18 protein-coding genes are annotated in these 17,735 nt (G+C 41.4%); 1 reads left to right on the top strand and 17 read right to left on the bottom strand.

Annotated features, from left to right (window positions below):
• Positions 1–889 precede the first annotated feature (889 nt).
• Both RM556_RS16750 and RM556_RS16755 read right to left on the bottom strand, forming a co-directional pair.
• Positions 890–1,327: a hypothetical protein gene (locus tag RM556_RS16750; protein ID WP_311363121.1), complete on the bottom strand. Its 438-nt coding sequence runs from the start codon at positions 1,325–1,327 to the stop codon at positions 890–892.
• A 994-nt stretch (positions 1,328–2,321) separates the two neighbouring features.
• Positions 2,322–2,732 carry a hypothetical protein gene (locus RM556_RS16755; protein ID WP_311363122.1) on the bottom strand — a complete coding sequence of 137 codons (411 nt, stop codon included), beginning with the start codon at positions 2,730–2,732 and terminating at the stop codon, positions 2,322–2,324.
• Positions 2,733–2,999: 267 nt separating this feature from the next.
• Between RM556_RS16755 and RM556_RS16760 the strand changes: the two genes are divergently transcribed.
• Positions 3,000–3,965, top strand: a complete 966-nt coding sequence (locus RM556_RS16760) for an integron integrase (RefSeq protein WP_311375163.1) — start codon at positions 3,000–3,002, stop codon at positions 3,963–3,965.
• A gap of 92 nt (positions 3,966–4,057) precedes the next feature.
• Here RM556_RS16760 and RM556_RS16765 read toward each other — a convergent pair whose 3' ends face one another.
• From RM556_RS16765 to RM556_RS16835, 15 genes are all read right to left on the bottom strand, one after another.
• A complete protein-coding gene (locus RM556_RS16765) occupies positions 4,058–4,471 on the bottom strand; it encodes a F0F1 ATP synthase subunit epsilon (protein WP_311363058.1) in 414 nt (137 codons plus the stop codon).
• Positions 4,472–4,522: 51 nt separating this feature from the next.
• Complete coding sequence (gene atpD / locus RM556_RS16770; protein ID WP_311363057.1) at positions 4,523–5,905, bottom strand: F0F1 ATP synthase subunit beta; 1,383 nt, start codon at positions 5,903–5,905, stop codon at positions 4,523–4,525.
• A gap of 58 nt (positions 5,906–5,963) precedes the next feature.
• Positions 5,964–6,824, bottom strand: a complete 861-nt coding sequence (gene atpG / locus RM556_RS16775; RefSeq protein WP_311363056.1) for a F0F1 ATP synthase subunit gamma — start codon at positions 6,822–6,824, stop codon at positions 5,964–5,966.
• A gap of 60 nt (positions 6,825–6,884) precedes the next feature.
• Entirely contained in the window at positions 6,885–8,426 is a 1,542-nt protein-coding gene (atpA, locus tag RM556_RS16780) for a F0F1 ATP synthase subunit alpha (protein ID WP_311363055.1), read from the bottom strand.
• A gap of 14 nt (positions 8,427–8,440) precedes the next feature.
• Entirely contained in the window at positions 8,441–8,974 is a 534-nt protein-coding gene (atpH, locus tag RM556_RS16785) for a F0F1 ATP synthase subunit delta (RefSeq protein ID WP_311375164.1), read from the bottom strand.
• Between the two features lie 12 nt (positions 8,975–8,986).
• The gene (atpF, locus tag RM556_RS16790; protein ID WP_311363053.1) at positions 8,987–9,457 is read right to left on the bottom strand and encodes a F0F1 ATP synthase subunit B; all 471 of its coding nucleotides are present in this window, start codon (positions 9,455–9,457) and stop codon (positions 8,987–8,989) included.
• Positions 9,458–9,503: 46 nt separating this feature from the next.
• Positions 9,504–9,728, bottom strand: a complete 225-nt coding sequence (atpE, locus tag RM556_RS16795) for a F0F1 ATP synthase subunit C (protein ID WP_297348786.1) — start codon at positions 9,726–9,728, stop codon at positions 9,504–9,506.
• Positions 9,729–9,792: 64 nt separating this feature from the next.
• Positions 9,793–10,626 (bottom strand): F0F1 ATP synthase subunit A, encoded by an 834-nt coding sequence (gene atpB, locus RM556_RS16800; protein WP_311363052.1) that lies wholly within the window; start codon positions 10,624–10,626, stop codon positions 9,793–9,795.
• A 56-nt stretch (positions 10,627–10,682) separates the two neighbouring features.
• Entirely contained in the window at positions 10,683–11,066 is a 384-nt protein-coding gene (locus RM556_RS16805; protein WP_311375165.1) for an ATP synthase subunit I, read from the bottom strand.
• A 164-nt stretch (positions 11,067–11,230) separates the two neighbouring features.
• On the bottom strand, positions 11,231–12,142 hold the full coding sequence (locus RM556_RS16810) for a ParB/RepB/Spo0J family partition protein (protein ID WP_311363050.1): 912 nt from the start codon (positions 12,140–12,142) through the stop codon (positions 11,231–11,233).
• A gap of 47 nt (positions 12,143–12,189) precedes the next feature.
• Positions 12,190–12,957: a ParA family protein gene (locus tag RM556_RS16815; RefSeq protein ID WP_311363049.1), complete on the bottom strand. Its 768-nt coding sequence runs from the start codon at positions 12,955–12,957 to the stop codon at positions 12,190–12,192.
• 92 nt (positions 12,958–13,049) lie between these two features.
• On the bottom strand, positions 13,050–13,694 hold the full coding sequence (gene rsmG / locus RM556_RS16820; protein WP_311375166.1) for a 16S rRNA (guanine(527)-N(7))-methyltransferase RsmG: 645 nt from the start codon (positions 13,692–13,694) through the stop codon (positions 13,050–13,052).
• A complete protein-coding gene (gene mnmG, locus RM556_RS16825) occupies positions 13,694–15,595 on the bottom strand; it encodes a tRNA uridine-5-carboxymethylaminomethyl(34) synthesis enzyme MnmG (protein ID WP_311375167.1) in 1,902 nt (633 codons plus the stop codon). The genes rsmG and mnmG overlap by 1 nt, the downstream gene beginning before the upstream one ends.
• 664 nt (positions 15,596–16,259) lie before the next feature.
• Positions 16,260–17,078 carry a DnaA ATPase domain-containing protein gene (locus RM556_RS16830; protein WP_311363046.1) on the bottom strand — a complete coding sequence of 273 codons (819 nt, stop codon included), beginning with the start codon at positions 17,076–17,078 and terminating at the stop codon, positions 16,260–16,262.
• On the bottom strand, positions 17,075–17,725 hold the full coding sequence (locus RM556_RS16835) for a DnaT-like ssDNA-binding domain-containing protein (RefSeq protein ID WP_311375168.1): 651 nt from the start codon (positions 17,723–17,725) through the stop codon (positions 17,075–17,077). The genes RM556_RS16830 and RM556_RS16835 overlap by 4 nt, the downstream gene beginning before the upstream one ends.
• Positions 17,726–17,735 lie beyond the last annotated feature (10 nt).

Below are 17,735 nucleotides of genomic sequence, written 5' to 3' on the forward strand. Positions count from 1 at the left end.
TATAACGGGCAGCATTGCGTGCAGCCGCACGTAATGATGTCCCAGCGACCGAAGGGAGTGCGTTTATGCGATTGTTAGATTTGTGATGTTTTACGCGCCTTATAAACAACATCCATTGTCACCTTGCGTTAATCATTTTGGTAAAACATTACTCGTTTTGAGCAAAGACAACAACTTATTTATCTAAGGCGAAGACCAAACATGATGCGCTCGCGAACACGAGGTGAAGTTTCTGACAAATAAATGAGGGTGACTCTTGAAAGAACGAGCTTGCGCAATTGTGTCGCGACGAACTCAGATGCTGTTTAGCGAAGACCAGTGAGCAAATGCCCGCGAACATGAAACACAGTTTCCAATGGAAGATGAGGTAACAAGGAAAAAGGGAGAGCTTTAGTCAATGCTAATGAGGCAATGACCAAACAAAAGTGCGCTCGCGACCCTAGAATCAAAATACTAACGAAGAAAGACGAAGAGCAACAGGCTCTGTTGAAGCCGAAACTTGGCTAGTTACGTTGTGTGCTCTTAGCTTTTTGTTGCGTGCTTTTCTAGCACACTAACACCCCGCATAACGGGCAAGTTTAAGTGTGGACGCTTTGAGCGAAGCGAAGGCCGCACTTAAAGTTGTCCCAGCGACCGAAGGGAGTGCGTTTATGCGATTGTTATGTAGTTTCGGTTTGCTACGATTTTGATAAAACATTCCATGTCTCCTTGCGTTAACAATTTAAGTAAAACAATACTCGTTTGACGCTAATACTGCAATCGGTGGTCGGTAGCGGGGAACAAACATTATACGCCCGCGAACCCGAAAAATTGTTTCCGACAGAAAGATGAGAGTGACTCTTGAAAGAACGAGCTTTAGCCAAAGTCGTTTTATTATGCAACATCAATGTCATTTTACATTCCATCCTAAATCCGTCAATTTCCTGATTAATACAGATATTTCTTGAGACTTATTCGGCGATAGTTCATCTTCTCTAGCAAGAAATATACTGCTGAATTCAGCTCTTACTTTATTGCTTTCTAATTGCACTGCATTAGCAGTCCAACCGCGTTGAAACGAAAGTATGTCATTCTCTACTCCTGTAGGTTTAATACTAATTGACGCTGAAATATTGCGCTCATTACCTGGCTCGAAAATAAATATAACTTCTAACTTTGACTGGGTTAAAGATGGCTCATTAGCAATCTTACGCCCTTGTAAAGATGTTGAAAAATTAATTATTTCGACTAACCCTTCATTGTAAAAACTAGCTTTCTGTTTTGTATTTAATGCACTACAGCCTGATATCAAGGATAGTAATATTAATACATATAGGTATTTTTTCATTTCATAGTTCCTTTAAAATTAGATGTTCCATAACACCCCGCATAACGGGCAGCATTGCGTGCAGCCGCACGTAATGGTGTCCCAGCGACCGAAGGAAGTGAGTTTATGCGATTGTTAGCACCGGTTGATTTAACTTGTCCTTGATAAAACATTTAATGCCTCCTTGCGTTAACTATTTTGCTAAAACAATACTCGTTTGATGCTGATACAGCAACTGAAGGTTAGTAGCGTGGACCAAACAACCAATGCTCGCGAACCCGAAATTAACTTATTAAAAACAGTTGAGCGTAACTCTTGAAAGAACGAGCAGCATAGTGTGTGAATAATTACACACTAATTTTTGAACGCGAACTTCCTGTATTTCAAAACAAACTCTTTTGCTTGCTCTAATGTGTCAGGGTAAGCAACAGTGTCATGGTGACCCGAACCAGAGCGAATTTTCTGAAACCTAAACCCATGCTCAAATAGAAAATGGATTTTCTTCCATTGTTTATTGTCCGATTTTTTAGGCGCCTTAAAGTGACGACCAAAATTATATGCGGAACCACCGCAATCGGGGCACTTTAAAACTTTCGGGCATTCTTGAGAGAGATTAAACTCCCTTTTAAAAGACTTATTGCATGTAAAACACGCAAAAGACATATTATAAGGACTAGTCATTAAAACACACGCTAACACCCCGCATAACGGGCAATTTTATGGGCGGACGCTTTGAGCGAAGCGAAAGCCGCACTTAAAGTTGTCCCAGCGACCGAAGGGAGTGTGTTTATGCGATTGTTATGTTGCTTCGGTTTGCTGTGGTTTTGATTAAACATTTAATGCCTCCTTGCGTTAACCATTTAGGTAAAACAATACTCGTTTGACGTCGATACTGCAATCGGTGGTCGGTAGCGTGAATCAGACATTATGCGCTCGCGAACCCGAAAACAACTCATTAAAAACAGATGAGAGTGACTCTTGAAAGAAAGAGCTTAAGTATTAACGTAATATAACTTTAGTCATCCTCTTCATCGGGAGTGTATTGACTCAGCTCAATACCGAAACCAATTTGACCAACTAATTTAATTAAGTTTGGCGGGAAGGAGTCGCACTGAACGGTAACATCCCTCCATTCAATACCGAAGTCTAGGTACCCACTGTCAACACCTGAATACATAGCAATAGATGATAAGGTGGATTTATGCTCTTCCAAATACTTCAACGCATCTAGTTTTTGTTTCTCAAATTCATCCCATTCAGCGCCACTGATTAAGACATTAAAACCAGAGTTACTATTTAGCTTACTAGGGGCACTTTTGAATCTGGGCAGTCCTTTCTTCCATATTTTTGACGGCTTAATGTTGTGAGCTTCTAAAAGCTCAATAACATTCAAGTCATCACCATAAACCCTCAAATAACAAGCCATAGTTAAACCCTAACGAAAACCATAACAACCTATTACCCGAAAAAGTTCTCGGTATGGTGTATCGAAAAAAATCCTTATTTTCATATTTTTACTTCCTGTTTATTGATATTAGATTTGGTTGAAACCACTGACAACAAGATTTGGGTTTTTATTCCTTATTTCTACACTGTACCAAAGTCGGGAATTTTTACAAACTATTGCTCTTTCCCTGCGCTTGCGTTTTACTGAGTATTCAAACAGTAATTTTTTGCAGTAAAGGACTATTGCATGAATAATCAATTCTTATCATTTGTTGAAGAACAAATGTATCTTCGCCGCTATGCGAAGCGTTCAATCCAAACTTACTTAAAGTGGATACATGGTTTTATTCGTTTCCACGGTGGGCAGCATCCTTCGGTGCTTTTTGATGATCATGTAGAGCAGTATTTGACTTACTTGGTAACCCAAAAACATGTGGCGGCAAATACACAATCGATTGCGCTTAACGCAATAAGCTTTTTGTACAAAGAAATAGTAAAGCGACCACTTTCGCCAGATCTAAAGTTTGCTAGAAGTAATCGACAGCAAAAACTACCAACCGTGTTAACAGTTCAAGAAATTGAACAGCTATTTTTGCATATCAATGCACATTATAAATTGCCAGCAGCCCTACTGTATGGGAGTGGGTTGAGGTTAATGGAATGCTTACGTTTGCGTACTCAAGATATCGACTTTGATTTTAAAAACATTCGAGTCTGGGATGGGAAAGGTGGTAAGCATCGTGTTGTGACTCTTGCCGACGAGTTACTTTCACCACTGCGATCTCAAATCCAATTAGTAAACCATTTTTTGGTGCTCGATCGTGGGAATAACAGTTTTGCAGGCGTGTACATGCCAAAAGGCTTACGAAACAAATCTCCAAATAGTCCTTTTACGATTGGTTGGCAGTATTTATTTCCGTCAAAAACGCTCTCAATCGACCCAGAATCAAAATTAAAGCGTAGGCACCATATTGATGAGTCAAGCTTGCGTAAGGCGATTGCAGCGGCTCAAATGGCAGCAAGAATCGAAAAGAAAGTAGGTCCGCATACCCTTAGGCATTCTTTTGCGACTCATTTATTACAAAACGGTGCTGATATTAGAACAGTGCAAGATCAACTAGGACATGCTGATATACGAACAACACAAATCTATACACACATTCTACAACGAGGAGGGAACGCAGTTGTTAGCCCGTTGAAGAATGTATTTTAACGTTGAATCTATAGTGCAAACTTGTTCCACATGAAACAAAAAACCCAGCGACCTCTCGGTTGCTGGGTTTTTTAATCTTTGTAGCTACTAACTTACTTACGCAGTTTTTGAATCAATCTCAACTGAGCAATAGCTTCAGCTAGCTCAATCGCTGCTTCAGCATAATCGAAGTCTGCACCGCCTTTAGCGATGGTTTCTTCAGCATGTTTTTTCGCTTCTTGAGCAGCTGCTTCGTCCAAATCTTCTGCACGAACAGCGGTGTCAGCAAGAACGGTGATGCTTCCTGGTTGTATCTCTAAGATACCGCCAGCAACATAGATCAATTCTTCTTCACCAAACTGTTTAACTACTCGAACCATGCCAGGTTGTAAGCCAGTAATCAAAGGAGCATGACCAGGGTGTATACCCAGCTCACCTTCGCTACCTGTGACTTGGACCGTTTCAACGAGACCAGAGAATATCTCTGTTTCTGCGCTTACTACGTCCAAATGTACTGTCATTGCCATGGGGCCTCCTATTAGGCAGCTTTCGCTGCACTATAAGTATTTATCCGCGAATTACTTCTTAGATTTTTCAAGTGCTTCGTCGATAGAACCAACCATGTAGAAAGCTTGCTCTGGAAGGCTGTCGTACTCGCCGTCCAAGATACCCTTAAAGCCGCTAATGGTGTCTTTCAATGAAACATACTTACCAGGAGAACCAGTAAAGACTTCTGCTACGAAGAAAGGTTGTGACAAGAAACGCTGAATCTTACGAGCGCGTGATACTACTTGTCTATCTTCTTCAGAAAGCTCATCCATACCTAGGATAGCAATGATGTCTTTTAGTTCTTTATAACGCTGCAATACAGACTGAACGCCACGAGCAACATCATAGTGTTCTTGACCAATGACTAATGGGTCAAGTTGACGAGATGTAGAATCTAGTGGATCAACCGCTGGGTAAATACCCAAAGACGCAATATCACGTGACAATACAACGGTTGCATCCAAGTGAGCAAAAGTTGTTGCTGGTGATGGATCCGTCAAGTCATCCGCAGGTACATATACCGCTTGGATAGACGTGATTGAACCAGTCTTAGTTGATGTAATACGTTCTTGAAGTACACCCATTTCTTCAGCAAGCGTAGGCTGATAACCTACCGCTGATGGCATACGACCAAGTAGTGCAGATACTTCAGTACCAGCTAGTGTATAACGGTAGATGTTATCTACGAAGAAAAGTACGTCACGACCTTCGTCACGGAACTTCTCAGCCATAGTCAAGCCTGTCAAAGCAACACGCAAGCGGTTACCAGGAGGCTCATTCATCTGACCGTAAACTAGAGATACTTTATCTAGTACGTTTGATTCGTTCATTTCATGATAGAAATCGTTACCCTCACGAGTACGCTCACCAACACCAGCAAATACTGAATAACCACTGTGTTCGATTGCGATGTTACGGATAAGCTCCATCATGTTTACTGTTTTACCTACACCAGCACCACCGAATAGACCAACTTTACCACCTTTCGCAAATGGGCAAACTAAGTCGATTACTTTGATACCAGTTTCAAGTAGTTCAACAGAACTTGATTGGTCTTCGTAGCTTGGCGCTTCACGGTGAATAGACATTCTCTCTTCTTCACCGATAGGGCCCGCTTCGTCGATTGGATTACCCAATACATCCATGATACGACCCAATGTAGCTGTACCTACAGGTACTTGGATTGCTTCACCGGTATTTTCTACCGCAAGATTACGACGTAAGCCATCTGTAGTACCCAATGCAATTGAACGTACTACGCCGCCACCCAATTGTTGTTGTACTTCTAGAGTTAAGCCTGCTAAGTCACCTTCGGTCACTTTTAGTGCGTCATACACTCTTGGTACTGAGTCTTGTGGAAATTCAATATCCACAACAGCACCAATGATTTGGACGACCTTACCTTGACTCATAATTTGTCCTCTTAATTCCTAAAAATTTGTTCTTTACCTAAATAAGCACGTCGCGCTACTAAACAGCAGCGGCACCACCAACAATCTCACTAATCTCTTGTGTGATTGCGGCTTGACGAGCCTTGTTGTATACCAATTGCAAATCATCAATCAGGTTACCAGCATTGTCGGTTGCCGCTTTCATGGCTACCATTCTGGCTGCTTGCTCTGAAGCAACGTTTTCAACAACACCTTGATAAACCTGAGACTCAATGTAACGAACCATTAATTGTTCCAAAATCTCTTTTGGATCTGGCTCGTAGATGTAGTCCCAACGATGTTTTAATGCTTTATCTTCTGATTTAGGCAAAGGCAACAATTGATTGACCACGGGTTCTTGGGTCATCGTGTTAACAAAGTCGTTATACACGAGGAATACTCGGTCTAACTTCCCTTCGTCATATGCATTAAGCATGACACGAACAATACCAACAACATCTTGAACGCTTGGTTTATCACCTAGTCCTGATTCTGCAGCCATGACGTTACCGCCAAAACGACCGAAGAAGGCACAGGCTTTTGACCCTAGCGCGGCAAAGTGAATATCAACATCTTGTTCTTTCCACTTTTTCGCGTCTTTAGCGACCATCTTAAATTCGTTAGTATTTAAACCACCACATAAACCACGGTCTGTAGAAATAACAATGTACCCTACATTCTTGACTTCACGTTCTTCCAAATAAGGATGGCGATATTCCAAGCTACCGTTAGCAATGTGACCAATCACTTTTAGCATATTTTGCGCATATGGGCGGCCAGAAGCCATTCGGTCTTGCGCCTTCTTCATTTTCGAAGCGGCAACCATTTCCATAGCACTGGTAATCTTTTGAGTATTCTTGATACTCCCAATTTTACCTTTTATCTCTTTTCCGCTAGCCATGACACTTTCTCCAATTACTAAACGACAAGCCCCAAGTGTTTACCCTTGAGGCCTATTGAATTACCACGTTTGTGTTGATTTAAACGTTTCGAACGCTTCTTTCAACTGTGATTCAATATCATCGTTATAGTTACCAGTTTCATTGATTGTGTTCATGAGCTCGGTTTTTTCAGTGTTCATATACGAATGAAGTGCTGATTCGAAATCAAGAACTTTGTTAAGTTCGATATCTTTCAAATAGCCTTTTTCAGCCGAGAACAAAGAAACAGCTGTTTCTGCAACCGATAACGGTGCGTACTGATTCTGTTTCATAAGCTCCATTACACGCTCACCGTGTTCTAGCTGTTCACGCGTTGCATCATCAAGGTCAGATGCAAACTGAGAGAACGCCGCTAATTCACGATATTGTGCAAGTGCTAGACGAATACCACCGCCTAACTTTTTAACAATCTTGGTTTGTGCAGCACCACCAACACGAGATACTGAAATACCGGCGTTAACCGCTGGGCGAATACCCGCGTTAAACAAATCACTCTCTAGGAAGATTTGGCCATCGGTAATTGAGATTACGTTTGTTGGTACGAATGCAGAAACGTCACCCGCTTGGGTTTCAATGATTGGTAAGGCAGTTAATGAACCTGTTTTACCTTTCACTTCGCCATTCGTATATTTTTCAACATAAATGTTGTTTACACGTGCAGCACGTTCTAGCAATCTTGAGTGCAAATAGAATACGTCACCAGGGTATGCTTCACGACCTGGAGGACGTTTCAATAGTAGTGATACCTGACGGTATGCTACAGCTTGCTTAGACAAGTCATCATATACGATAAGTGCATCTTCACCGCGGTCGCGGAAATATTCACCCATTGTACAACCAGAGTAAGGTGCCAAGTATTGAAGTGCAGCTGATTCAGAAGCAGATGCAGCAACGATGATGGTGTGACCCATAGCGCCGTGCTCTTCTAGCTTGCGAACCACGTTAGCGATAGTCGATGCTTTCTGACCGATTGCTACGTATACACATTTAATGCCTGTACCTTTTTGGTTGATGATGGCATCAATCGCAAGGGCTGTTTTACCTGTTTGACGGTCACCGATTACCAACTCACGCTGGCCTCGACCGATTGGGATCATAGAGTCAACTGACTTATAACCCGTTTGTACTGGTTGGTCTACCGACTGACGCTCGATTACGCCTGGTGCAATTTTTTCTACTGGTTCAAAACCAGCAGCTTCTACTGCGCCTTTACCATCGATAGGTTCACCTAGTGTGTTTACAACACGACCTAATAGACCTGGGCCTACTGGTACTTCTAGGATACGACCAGTTGATTGTACTTTCATGCCTTCTTGTAAGTCGGCATATGGACCCATTACAACCGCACCAACTGAATCTCGTTCGAGGTTCAATGCGATAGCGTAACGGCTTCCTGGAAGCTCGATCATTTCGCCTTGCATGACATCGGCTAGGCCGTGTATGCGAATAATACCGTCGGTAACACCAACGATAGTTCCTTCATTTCGAGCTTCACTTACTACATCAAACTTTTCAATTCGTTTCTTGATAAGTTCTGCAATTTCAGTGGAATTAAGTTGCATGCTCTTTATCCCCGTTATGCTTGCAACGCGTCTGAAAGACGGTTCAATTTAGAATTTACGGAACCATCTATCACTGTGTCACCGGCTTTAATAATTACGCCAGCGACCAATGCAGGATCCACGTTACAAATAAGCTTCACTTTACGTGCTAATCTTTTCTCTAGCGCCGCACTCATACTATCTAACTGTTTAGCTGACAATTCTATTGCTGACGTAACATCTACGTCTATTTCTTTGTCATAATCCGCCTTGAAGGCGTTAAACTGTGTCGATATATCAGGCAATGCAGATAAACGATTATTTTCAGCCAAAACTTTTACGAAGTTCTGACCCTGAGTGTTGAGTTGTTCACCACAAACGCCAACGAATATTTCAGCAAGTTTGTCAGACGCATAAGCACCTGTTAGCAAGTTTCGGATGTCGTCGTTCTTTGCGACTTCACCAGCAAAAACTAGCATTTCTTGCCAATTCGCGATGTCTGAGGTCTCAACCGCGAAATCAAAAGCGGCTTTGGCATAAGGGCGAGCTACGGTTGTCAATTCAGACATGGCTCATCTCCCTTATAGCTCAGCGACAAGTTTTTCAACAATGTCGTTCTGTGCCTGTGCATCGATTTCACGTGCTAGAATTTTTTCAGCACCAGATATTGCTAGTACAGCAACCTGTTTGCGTAAATCTTCTTTAACGCGATTACGTTCAGCTTCGATTTCAGCATAACCTTGAGCGATAATTTTCTCACGCTCAGCATGTCCACGTTGTGTCTCTTCATCAACAAGTTGATTAGCACGTTTCTTTGCTTGTTCTACGATTTCGGCAGCTTGACTTTTCGCTTCTTTTAACTGCTCTGTCGCTTTCGCTTGAGCAAGTTCTAGGTCTTTAGTAGCACGCTCTGAAGCAGCCAAACCATCAGCGATAGTTTTTTGGCGATCTTCAATTGCTTTCATTAGTGGCGGCCATACATATTTCATGCAGAACCACACAAACACAGCAAATGCGATTAATTGACCTATTAGAGTGGCGTTCATATTCATGGGCTACTCCTCCTATATAAAGTTCACTAACTGACTGTAGTATTTATTAGCCTAGGCCAACAGCGAACAATAGATATAGAGCGATACCAACACCGATCATTGCGATAGCATCGATAAGACCAGCTACGATGAACATTTTCACCTGTAGTTGTGGTGCTAGTTCTGGCTGACGAGCAGCAGATTCTAGAAATTTACCACCAAGAATACCGAAACCAATAGCAGTACCTAGGGCACCCATACCGATTAGTAGAGCAACTGCGATAGCGATCATTACATATCTCCGATTTTTAGTTAAAGTTTAAAGTTAAAAAATAAAATGTTGTGAAACTCTGTTCCTAGTGGTCTTCACTAGCCAAACTTAAATACACGATAGTTAACATCATGAAGATAAAGGCTTGTAATGGAAGTACTAGAATATGGAAAACCGCCCATGCAAAGTGCAATGGCAACTGGAAGAATCCAATTGTAGCGATCAAAATAAATATCAATTCACTGGCGTACAAGTTACCGAATAAACGAAGTGCAAGTGAAAGTGGACGAGCAAACAAGGTAACTAATTCAAGTATCAGGTTTACTGGGATAAATGCCCAATGGTTGAAAGGGTTAAGGCTTAGCTCTTTTGCGAAACCGCCAATACCTTTCATCTTGATAGAGTAGAAAATAATCAGTGCGAACACACCAAGTGCCAACGCTAGCGTTAAGTTCAAGTCGGTGGTAGGAACAGCCTTCATGTAAACATCATGCGGGTCCATGCCAAAACCATACTGACCAATCCAACCAGCAATGGTTGGTAAAACATCAACAGGGACTAAATCCATCAAGTTCATCAACAATACCCAAACGAATATCGTTAACGCCAATGGAGCGATTAATGCGCTTTTGCCGTGGAATGTGCTAGTAACGTTGTCATTAACAAAATCAACAATCAACTCAACAAAGGCTTGTCCTTTCGAAGGAACACCTGTTGTTGCTTTTTTTGCAGTGCGGCGGAAGATGAAAAGAAATAACAAACCCAAACCAATCGACCAAGCCATGGTGTCGACGTGAATGGCCCAGAAGCCAGCGTCGGCGCATGCTTTGTTGAAGGCAATACCAGATTCGGTATTACACATCGTCGCATTCGTTAAATGGTGTTGGATATATTCCGTAGTAGTATATTCAGAAGCCATTGTTTAACCCAAATTGTGTAATTTAAAAATTGTTACATTGCATCGTTTACAAGTCACTACGACATTTGGCGTAGTCGATACATAGCTAGCCATTGGCTAACCATTGCTACTACATATGCGCCTAATAGTGGGACGGGCGCTGCATTTAGCTGAGAAAATGCAGTAGCAAAAAATATGGCGGTTAAAGCAAGTTTTAATTTCAATCCCTTGCTAAAACTCTGAACAACCAACTTACTTTTGGTTGCCCCAGCGTATCGGAATGACCAATACGCAAAAATACTATGCGGTATGATGAAGGAGAGGGCGCCTAAAACTACTGCAACTGTATATTCTGGTTTTATGATTAAAACGATCACTATTAACACTAGTGATGATATACATTGCGCAACAATCCCTTTTTTGGCTAATTTTTTTCCGTTATTTGCCAAATTCACGGGCATTATTTCATCCTACAATTCATACCTAATCAAAGGCGCACGAAGTATACTGCTATGACAGAATAATTCAACTCTTTCGCGCTTTTTTCCCTGTGTTGGTGCACCAAGCGCACCAATTTATGTCTTTAACTAAACGAATGAAAATAAAGCCGACGCTAACATCAGTTTTAACTTTCGTTTAAACGCATTTTTTCGAGAATACCATCTAGCTGCTCTAAATCACCAAAATTGATAACTACCTTTCCTTTACCTTTTTGGTTATGCGCAATTTGAACATGCGTACCAAAGTTTTCCGACAAGGTCGTTTCCAATCGTTTTACATCAGGATCGATTTTCGCTTCAGGTTTCTGATTAGCATCAGCTGGATTATTCAGTTCGTGTTGCGTTTTCTTCACCAAATTCTCAGTTTCACGAACCGTGAGTGCTTTGTCCGCGACTAACTTGGCGGTATCAGATTGAACATCACCATCGAGTGCCAAAAGTGCCCGAGCATGACCCATATCTATATCGCCATACTCTAATAGTCGCTTCACATCTTCCTGCAAAGAATTTAGTCGTAGTAAATTTGTCACGGTAGTACGAGATTTACCAACAGCATCGGCCACTTGTTGATGAGTTAGGTTGAACTCAATCATCAATCGGTCAAGCGCTTGTGCCTCTTCCATCGCATTCAAGTCTTCACGTTGAATATTTTCAATTAAGGCAATGGCAACGGCGGCTTCATCTGGAACAGATTTTACCAAACAAGGGATTTCATCTAATTTCGCCAGCTGGGCTGCTCGCCAACGTCGCTCACCTGCAATGATTTCGTATTTTTCATTCGCTATTTGGCGCACAACAATCGGCTGAATGATCCCTTGTGAACGAATTGACGCTGCCAATTCTTCCAAGGCTTCCGGTGACATATCTTTTCGAGGTTGATACTTACCCGGTTGCATAAACTCTATTGGTAAGGTTTTTAATTCATTTTGTTCTGGCGCGTCGTCAGCAGATCCTTGCTTCTCTTTGTCAGCGTGGCTGCGACTTGTGGCTAGTAAGGCATCGAGTCCACGACCTAGCCCTTTATTTTTTGGAGACATCCTCAATTCAACCTTTTTTCTCAATGACCTGAGTCATTTAATAATTTCTATTTGTTTCGTCTACGCAAGATTTCGCCGGCTAGCGCTAAATAAGCTTTAGCGCCAGTCGAAGATTTATCATAATACATGGATGGTACGCCATGGCTTGGTGCTTCAGCTAAACGTACATTTCTTGGAATAACTGTTCTATAAACTTGGTCGCCAAAGTGGCGTTTAAGTTGTTCAGATACATCATTTGCCAGACGGTTACGTGGGTCATACATGGTACGAAGTACGCCCTCTATTTTAAGATTTGGATTGACCACAGACGCAAGTTTTTCAATGGTATCCATCAACGCTGTTACACCTTCAAGCGCGTAATATTCACATTGCATTGGCACTAATACTGAATCAGAAGCAGCCAAAGCATTCACGGTAAGTTGGTTTAGGGAAGGTGGACAATCTATAAAAATATAATCATATTTGTCTTGGATAGATTCAAGTGCTTTGCGCAAGCGAAGTTCACGGGCAAACACTTCCATCAATTTAATTTCAGCCGCAGTAACATCTGCGTTACCTGCAATAAGGTGATATTTACCCGTAGTTTCGGTAATGATCACGTCTTCAACGGGAACATCATCGATTAATAACTCGTAGCAGGTATTTTCCACATCGTATTTATCAACACCACTACCCATCGTAGCATTGCCTTGAGGATCAAGATCAATCAGTAAAACACGTCTTTTCGTTGCCGCCATTGATGCAGCTACGTTTACCGCAGTGGTTGTTTTACCAACACCGCCTTTCTGATTTGCAATTGAGATGACTTTCGCCACGATAAATTCCGTTTGTTATTGATTCAATACTACTGTGAATTATTCTATTTCACATTACTGTGCTTTGTTTCTGGTACCTTACTTTTCGTGCCCTAAGAAGGCACTTTCTTCACTTTCACAAGGTGACGCTCACCTTCTAAAGTTGGAACGTTAAGGTTGATACAATCTACCACTGTAAAGCCTGTAGGAATTTCGTCAAGTTCAAGTTTATCGACTTGCCCTTTTAATGCTAAGAACTGGCCCTTATCATCAGTCAAATTTTGACACCAATTCAGCATATCCGAGAGGGATGCGAAGGCTCTGCTCAATACACCATCAAGTGGTTTATCCAGTTCGACATCTTCAACTCGCGTTTGCAATGCAGTCACATTGTCTATTTTTAGTTCATACACGCTTTGTTTAATAAAACGCACACGTTTACCCAAACTGTCGATCAGCAAAAATATTTTCTCAGGATTCATGATGGCCAATGGGATCCCCGGTAAACCCGGACCTGTTCCAACATCAGCAAAATCACTACCTTCAAGATAAGGCGACACCACAATAGAATCGAAAATATGTTTGACCAACATTTCTTGAGGATCGCGGACAGAAGTTAAGTTATAAGCCTTGTTCCACTTGTTGATAAGCAGCACGTATTGGATTAATTGCTCGCGTTGCCGCTCAGAAACATCAAAATTCAATGAGGATGCGATGCGCTTAAACGACACTTCTAATTCAGAAAACAAAGGATCCATTAGGCTGTCTTTTGCTCTGATTTAAACAACATATTATGCTTTTTCAAATAGACCAATAGCAAAGAAATGGCGGCTGGTGTAATACCTGAAATCCTTGATGCTTTACCGATTGTTTCGGGACGTGCATCTTTAAGCTTCGCCACAACTTCATTTGATAAACCTGAAATTTGTGAAAAGTCGAAATCAACAGGTAATACCGTATTCTCATGCCGTAGTGTTTTTGCAATTTCTTCTTTCTGACGCTCAATGTAACCGGCGTACTTAATTTGGATCTCAACTTGTTCAGCTGCTTTCGGGTCGCTCAAGGCGGGTCCAAAGTTTTCAATACCTACCAGTTTGTCGTAAGTCATTTCCGGACGACGAATCAATTCTTCCAAGGAGTGCTCGCGACTAATAGGGGTTTTCAACATTGCATTGAGTTCATCCAAAGAATCATGTTTCAAATGTACCCATTGAGATCTCAAACGTTGTTTTTCTAGCTCAATACTATTCATTTTTTGCTCAAAATACGCCCAACGTTCATCGTCAACTAAACCAATCTTTCTACCTTTCTCGGTTAAACGAACATCTGCGTTGTCTTCACGTAACAAGAGACGGTATTCCGCACGACTCGTAAACATGCGATACGGTTCTTTGGTACCCATGGTCGCTAAATCATCAATCAATACACCAATGTAGGCTTCGTCACGGCGTAGTTCAAAACCGTCTTTTTCCTGACATTGCAAAGCTGCGTTTGCGCCGGCAATCAAGCCTTGAGCACCCGCTTCTTCGTAGCCGGTTGTGCCGTTGATTTGACCAGCAAAGAACAAACCATCGATGAATTTAGTTTCAAGTGTTTGTTTCAAATCGCGTGGATCAAAGAAATCATATTCAATAGCGTAACCTGGACGAATAATATGCGCGTTTTCAAAACCATTGATTGAACGAACTAGCGCCATTTGAATATCAAATGGCAAACTTGTCGAAATACCATTTGGATATACTTCAACGCTGTTCAAACCCTCTGGTTCAACAAATATCTGGTGCGAATTTTTATCCGCAAAACGCATAATTTTATCTTCAATTGAAGGGCAATAACGTGGACCAACACCTTCAATCACACCGGTATACATGGGTGAACGATCTAAACCTGAACGAATAATATCGTGCGTTTTATCGTTGGTATGTGTGATGTAGCACGGTATTTGTCGAGGATGGTCTTCCACTTTCCCCATGAATGAAAATACTGGTAATGGGGTATCGCCTGGTTGCGCCTGCATTTTTGAATAATCCAGTGTACGCGTGTCTAAACGAGCAGGCGTACCGGTTTTTAATCTATCCACTCTAAAGGGGAGTGCACGCAAACGGTCTGCTAATGCGATAGAAGGTGGATCACCAGCACGACCACCCTTGTAATTTTCCATCCCTATATGAATCGTCCCACCCAGGAAAGTCCCTACAGTGATAACGACTGTTTTCGCCCTAAACTTCAATCCCATTTGAGTAATAACACCAACAACGCGATCATTTTCAACAATGAGATCATCACAAGACTGTTGGAAAAGGGTTAGGTTTTCTTGGTTTTCTAGCAGTTCACGCACTGCCATTCGGTACAAACTTCTATCTGCTTGTGCTCTAGTTGCACGAACAGCAGGACCTTTGCTTGAGTTCAAGGTTCTAAATTGTATACCAGCTTTATCAGTGGCTTTGGCCATTACGCCACCAAGCGCGTCTATCTCTTTTACAAGATGGCCTTTGCCTATCCCTCCAATAGCGGGATTACATGACATTTGTCCTAGCGTTTCGATGCTATGAGTTAGCAAAAGTGTTTTTGCACCCATTCGGGCAGCTGCAGTTGCCGCTTCGGTTCCTGCATGACCACCACCAACAACAATGACATCAAAATCTTGCTGATAAAACATGTGTGACTGCCTCAATTGAGTTTAGCTTGTAACAAAATTAGGTTCTAACATCTGAGTAAGGCTTTTTGTTTGATAAAACCGAATGATTTTATGTTCAAGCATTACTGTTAAATCTGTATTTACGCCCTTTAAAAAAGGGGGCGCATATATTATACGAGTTTGTGCCAATTTGAAATGTTTATTAATTAATCAGAGAAAGAGAGCTTGGTTATTAATTTGCTCTTTTTATCTTTTAAAATGCTTTTTAAAAAAAGGTTTAAAAAATCTAAATTTGTCTAAATGTGAATTGCTATTAATTAAAGAGATCTTAGATATATAGATTATTATTACTATTATTAAGCAAGCCATTTTCTGTTGATAAGCCATTTTTATATATAATTTTTAGATACTTACGTGACTTAAAAGTATGTGAATAAGCAGGTGTAAGATCGGTATATGATCGGTATAACCAGTGCTTTTATCCACAGGCGAAAAATGTCAAAAAACTGTTCAGTGTGAAAACAGATCTTTTGGACAGGTTTTGATCGATCTTATTCACAATACTTAGGAACAGGTGTGCAATATGTGTATAACTTGTTTATATAAGCAAAAAATAACAAAAAAAAGGGGTCAGAGTTAATTAAAAAGTAACTCTGACCCCTTTTTGGTTTTCTTTTAAAAAGCGCTAGCGGATTTGATTGGGTTGGTACTGACTTGTGCTGCTGCTTGGCTCTGCTTGGTCTGGCACGACTTGTTTACGACGACTGGGGCCTTGGAATCTTACCTTATAGGTATCGTATTCTTTGATTGATTCAAAACAGTAAGGGCCTAGCGCACTCTCTAGTTCTTTTAAATTGTGATTAGTGATCATAATACAGTTCTTATTGTTCACTAAGCGTTGACGCAAAAGATTACCTAACCAGCTCTGTGTATTCTTTTTAAGCATGCTTTGGTTCACACACACTTCATCAAGAATCAGTAAATCAACCTCTTGAAGTTGGCGATTTATTTCTCTGAATTTTTCTGGAGCATTATCACTTGATTGATAATCATAGGACGAGAAACGCATTTCAAGCAGTGTTTGTAGCTGACGGTACAAAACCGTGGTTTCATACTGTTCTATCAACTGGTGCGCAATGGCGCCCGCAATATGCGATTTTCCGCGCCCATAGTCACCATAGAAAATCATCATATGTGCGCTGCTGTTCCGCCAACTCGGATCGGCGTGAGCGGCAATAAATGATTTCGCTATGTTAATTGCTTCAACCACATCCGGTGCATCCTCAACCAGGTTGTGAAATGTCCATTTAGGGTTAAGCTCAGATTTACCATGGATGTGTTGCACGCGCTGTTGGCGTGTCTCAATCTGTAACTTTTGAATATCTTGATTGGCGAGACGATCGAACTCTTCACGCCGTTGTTGATAATCGAACATTGCTTCTTTCTCAGGGTCTTTGCCCAAGGATCTGGCAAGTTCATTTATCCTATCATTCAAGCTTTTCATTGTTTTCCACTATATTTTTCGACAAGTTTTTTAACGTTATCATCAGTCTCTAAGGCTGCTTGTGGTGTTATCCACTGATGACCAACTTTGGTTTGTTCTTTGCTCACTGGCTGTCGCTGACGGCGCAATTTCAAATTGAGCACAAATTTTTGTGTCCATTGATATTGTGTAAATTGTTTTTCAGGATAGCCTAACCAGTAAGCAATGTATTCCCCTATTTCATCTGCAGAATACCCTTTATCAATAACACCAACAAGCTGGCATATCTGATTGAATAAGTCCGGGTCTGGTCGCCATTCTATACTCATTTTACCAAAGCCTTGATGATGCTCATTACTAGGCGGTCTCAATTCTTTGCTTATCTTTAAAGGAAGGGTAATTTCTTGTTGGTTTAGACTAAGTTTAAACGATTGCTCATCTGTTATTGAAACTAGGCCTACATGGGATAATTCTTTTAATAGAGAATTAAACTGGCGTCCAAGCTGCACAACCTCTTCTTTGTTGTTGAGTAAATGCATCATGTCTTTATAAGAAATAGTCACGCTGCCCGTTGAGGCGTCACTTTTCGGCGCAAGACAAACACAATACAGCGCGCGAGCATTGTTACTCAATGGCAGTTGTAGGGCATCTAGTTCCAAGCTATTCATCGCTTAAGTC

It is taken from the genome of Alteromonas sp. W364 (genome assembly GCF_031846205.1).
Taxonomy (GTDB): domain Bacteria; phylum Pseudomonadota; class Gammaproteobacteria; order Enterobacterales; family Alteromonadaceae; genus Glaciecola; species Glaciecola blandensis.

Excerpts from the sequence above, each read along its gene's own strand:
- RM556_RS16765 (WP_311363058.1), bottom strand. The coding sequence starts at position 4,471 with ATGGCAATGACAGTACATTTGGACGTAGTAAGCGCAGAAACAGAGATA.
- atpB (WP_311363052.1), bottom strand. The coding sequence starts at position 10,626 with ATGGCTTCTGAATATACTACTACGGAATATATCCAACACCATTTAACG.
- atpF (WP_311363053.1), bottom strand. The coding sequence starts at position 9,457 with ATGAATATGAACGCCACTCTAATAGGTCAATTAATCGCATTTGCTGTG.
- RM556_RS16805 (WP_311375165.1), bottom strand. The coding sequence starts at position 11,066 with ATGCCCGTGAATTTGGCAAATAACGGAAAAAAATTAGCCAAAAAAGGG.
- mnmG (WP_311375167.1), bottom strand. The coding sequence starts at position 15,595 with ATGTTTTATCAGCAAGATTTTGATGTCATTGTTGTTGGTGGTGGTCAT.
- atpA (WP_311363055.1), bottom strand. The coding sequence starts at position 8,426 with ATGCAACTTAATTCCACTGAAATTGCAGAACTTATCAAGAAACGAATT.
- RM556_RS16760 (WP_311375163.1), top strand. The coding sequence starts at position 3,000 with ATGAATAATCAATTCTTATCATTTGTTGAAGAACAAATGTATCTTCGC.
- atpE (WP_297348786.1), bottom strand. The coding sequence starts at position 9,728 with ATGATCGCTATCGCAGTTGCTCTACTAATCGGTATGGGTGCCCTAGGT.
- RM556_RS16830 (WP_311363046.1), bottom strand. The coding sequence starts at position 17,078 with ATGAAAAGCTTGAATGATAGGATAAATGAACTTGCCAGATCCTTGGGC.
- RM556_RS16835 (WP_311375168.1), bottom strand. The coding sequence starts at position 17,725 with ATGAATAGCTTGGAACTAGATGCCCTACAACTGCCATTGAGTAACAAT.
- RM556_RS16810 (WP_311363050.1), bottom strand. The coding sequence starts at position 12,142 with ATGTCTCCAAAAAATAAAGGGCTAGGTCGTGGACTCGATGCCTTACTA.
- rsmG (WP_311375166.1), bottom strand. The coding sequence starts at position 13,694 with ATGGATCCTTTGTTTTCTGAATTAGAAGTGTCGTTTAAGCGCATCGCA.
- atpD (WP_311363057.1), bottom strand. The coding sequence starts at position 5,905 with ATGAGTCAAGGTAAGGTCGTCCAAATCATTGGTGCTGTTGTGGATATT.
- atpH (WP_311375164.1), bottom strand. The coding sequence starts at position 8,974 with ATGTCTGAATTGACAACCGTAGCTCGCCCTTATGCCAAAGCCGCTTTT.
- RM556_RS16755 (WP_311363122.1), bottom strand. The coding sequence starts at position 2,732 with ATGGCTTGTTATTTGAGGGTTTATGGTGATGACTTGAATGTTATTGAG.
- RM556_RS16750 (WP_311363121.1), bottom strand. The coding sequence starts at position 1,327 with ATGAAAAAATACCTATATGTATTAATATTACTATCCTTGATATCAGGC.
- atpG (WP_311363056.1), bottom strand. The coding sequence starts at position 6,824 with ATGGCTAGCGGAAAAGAGATAAAAGGTAAAATTGGGAGTATCAAGAAT.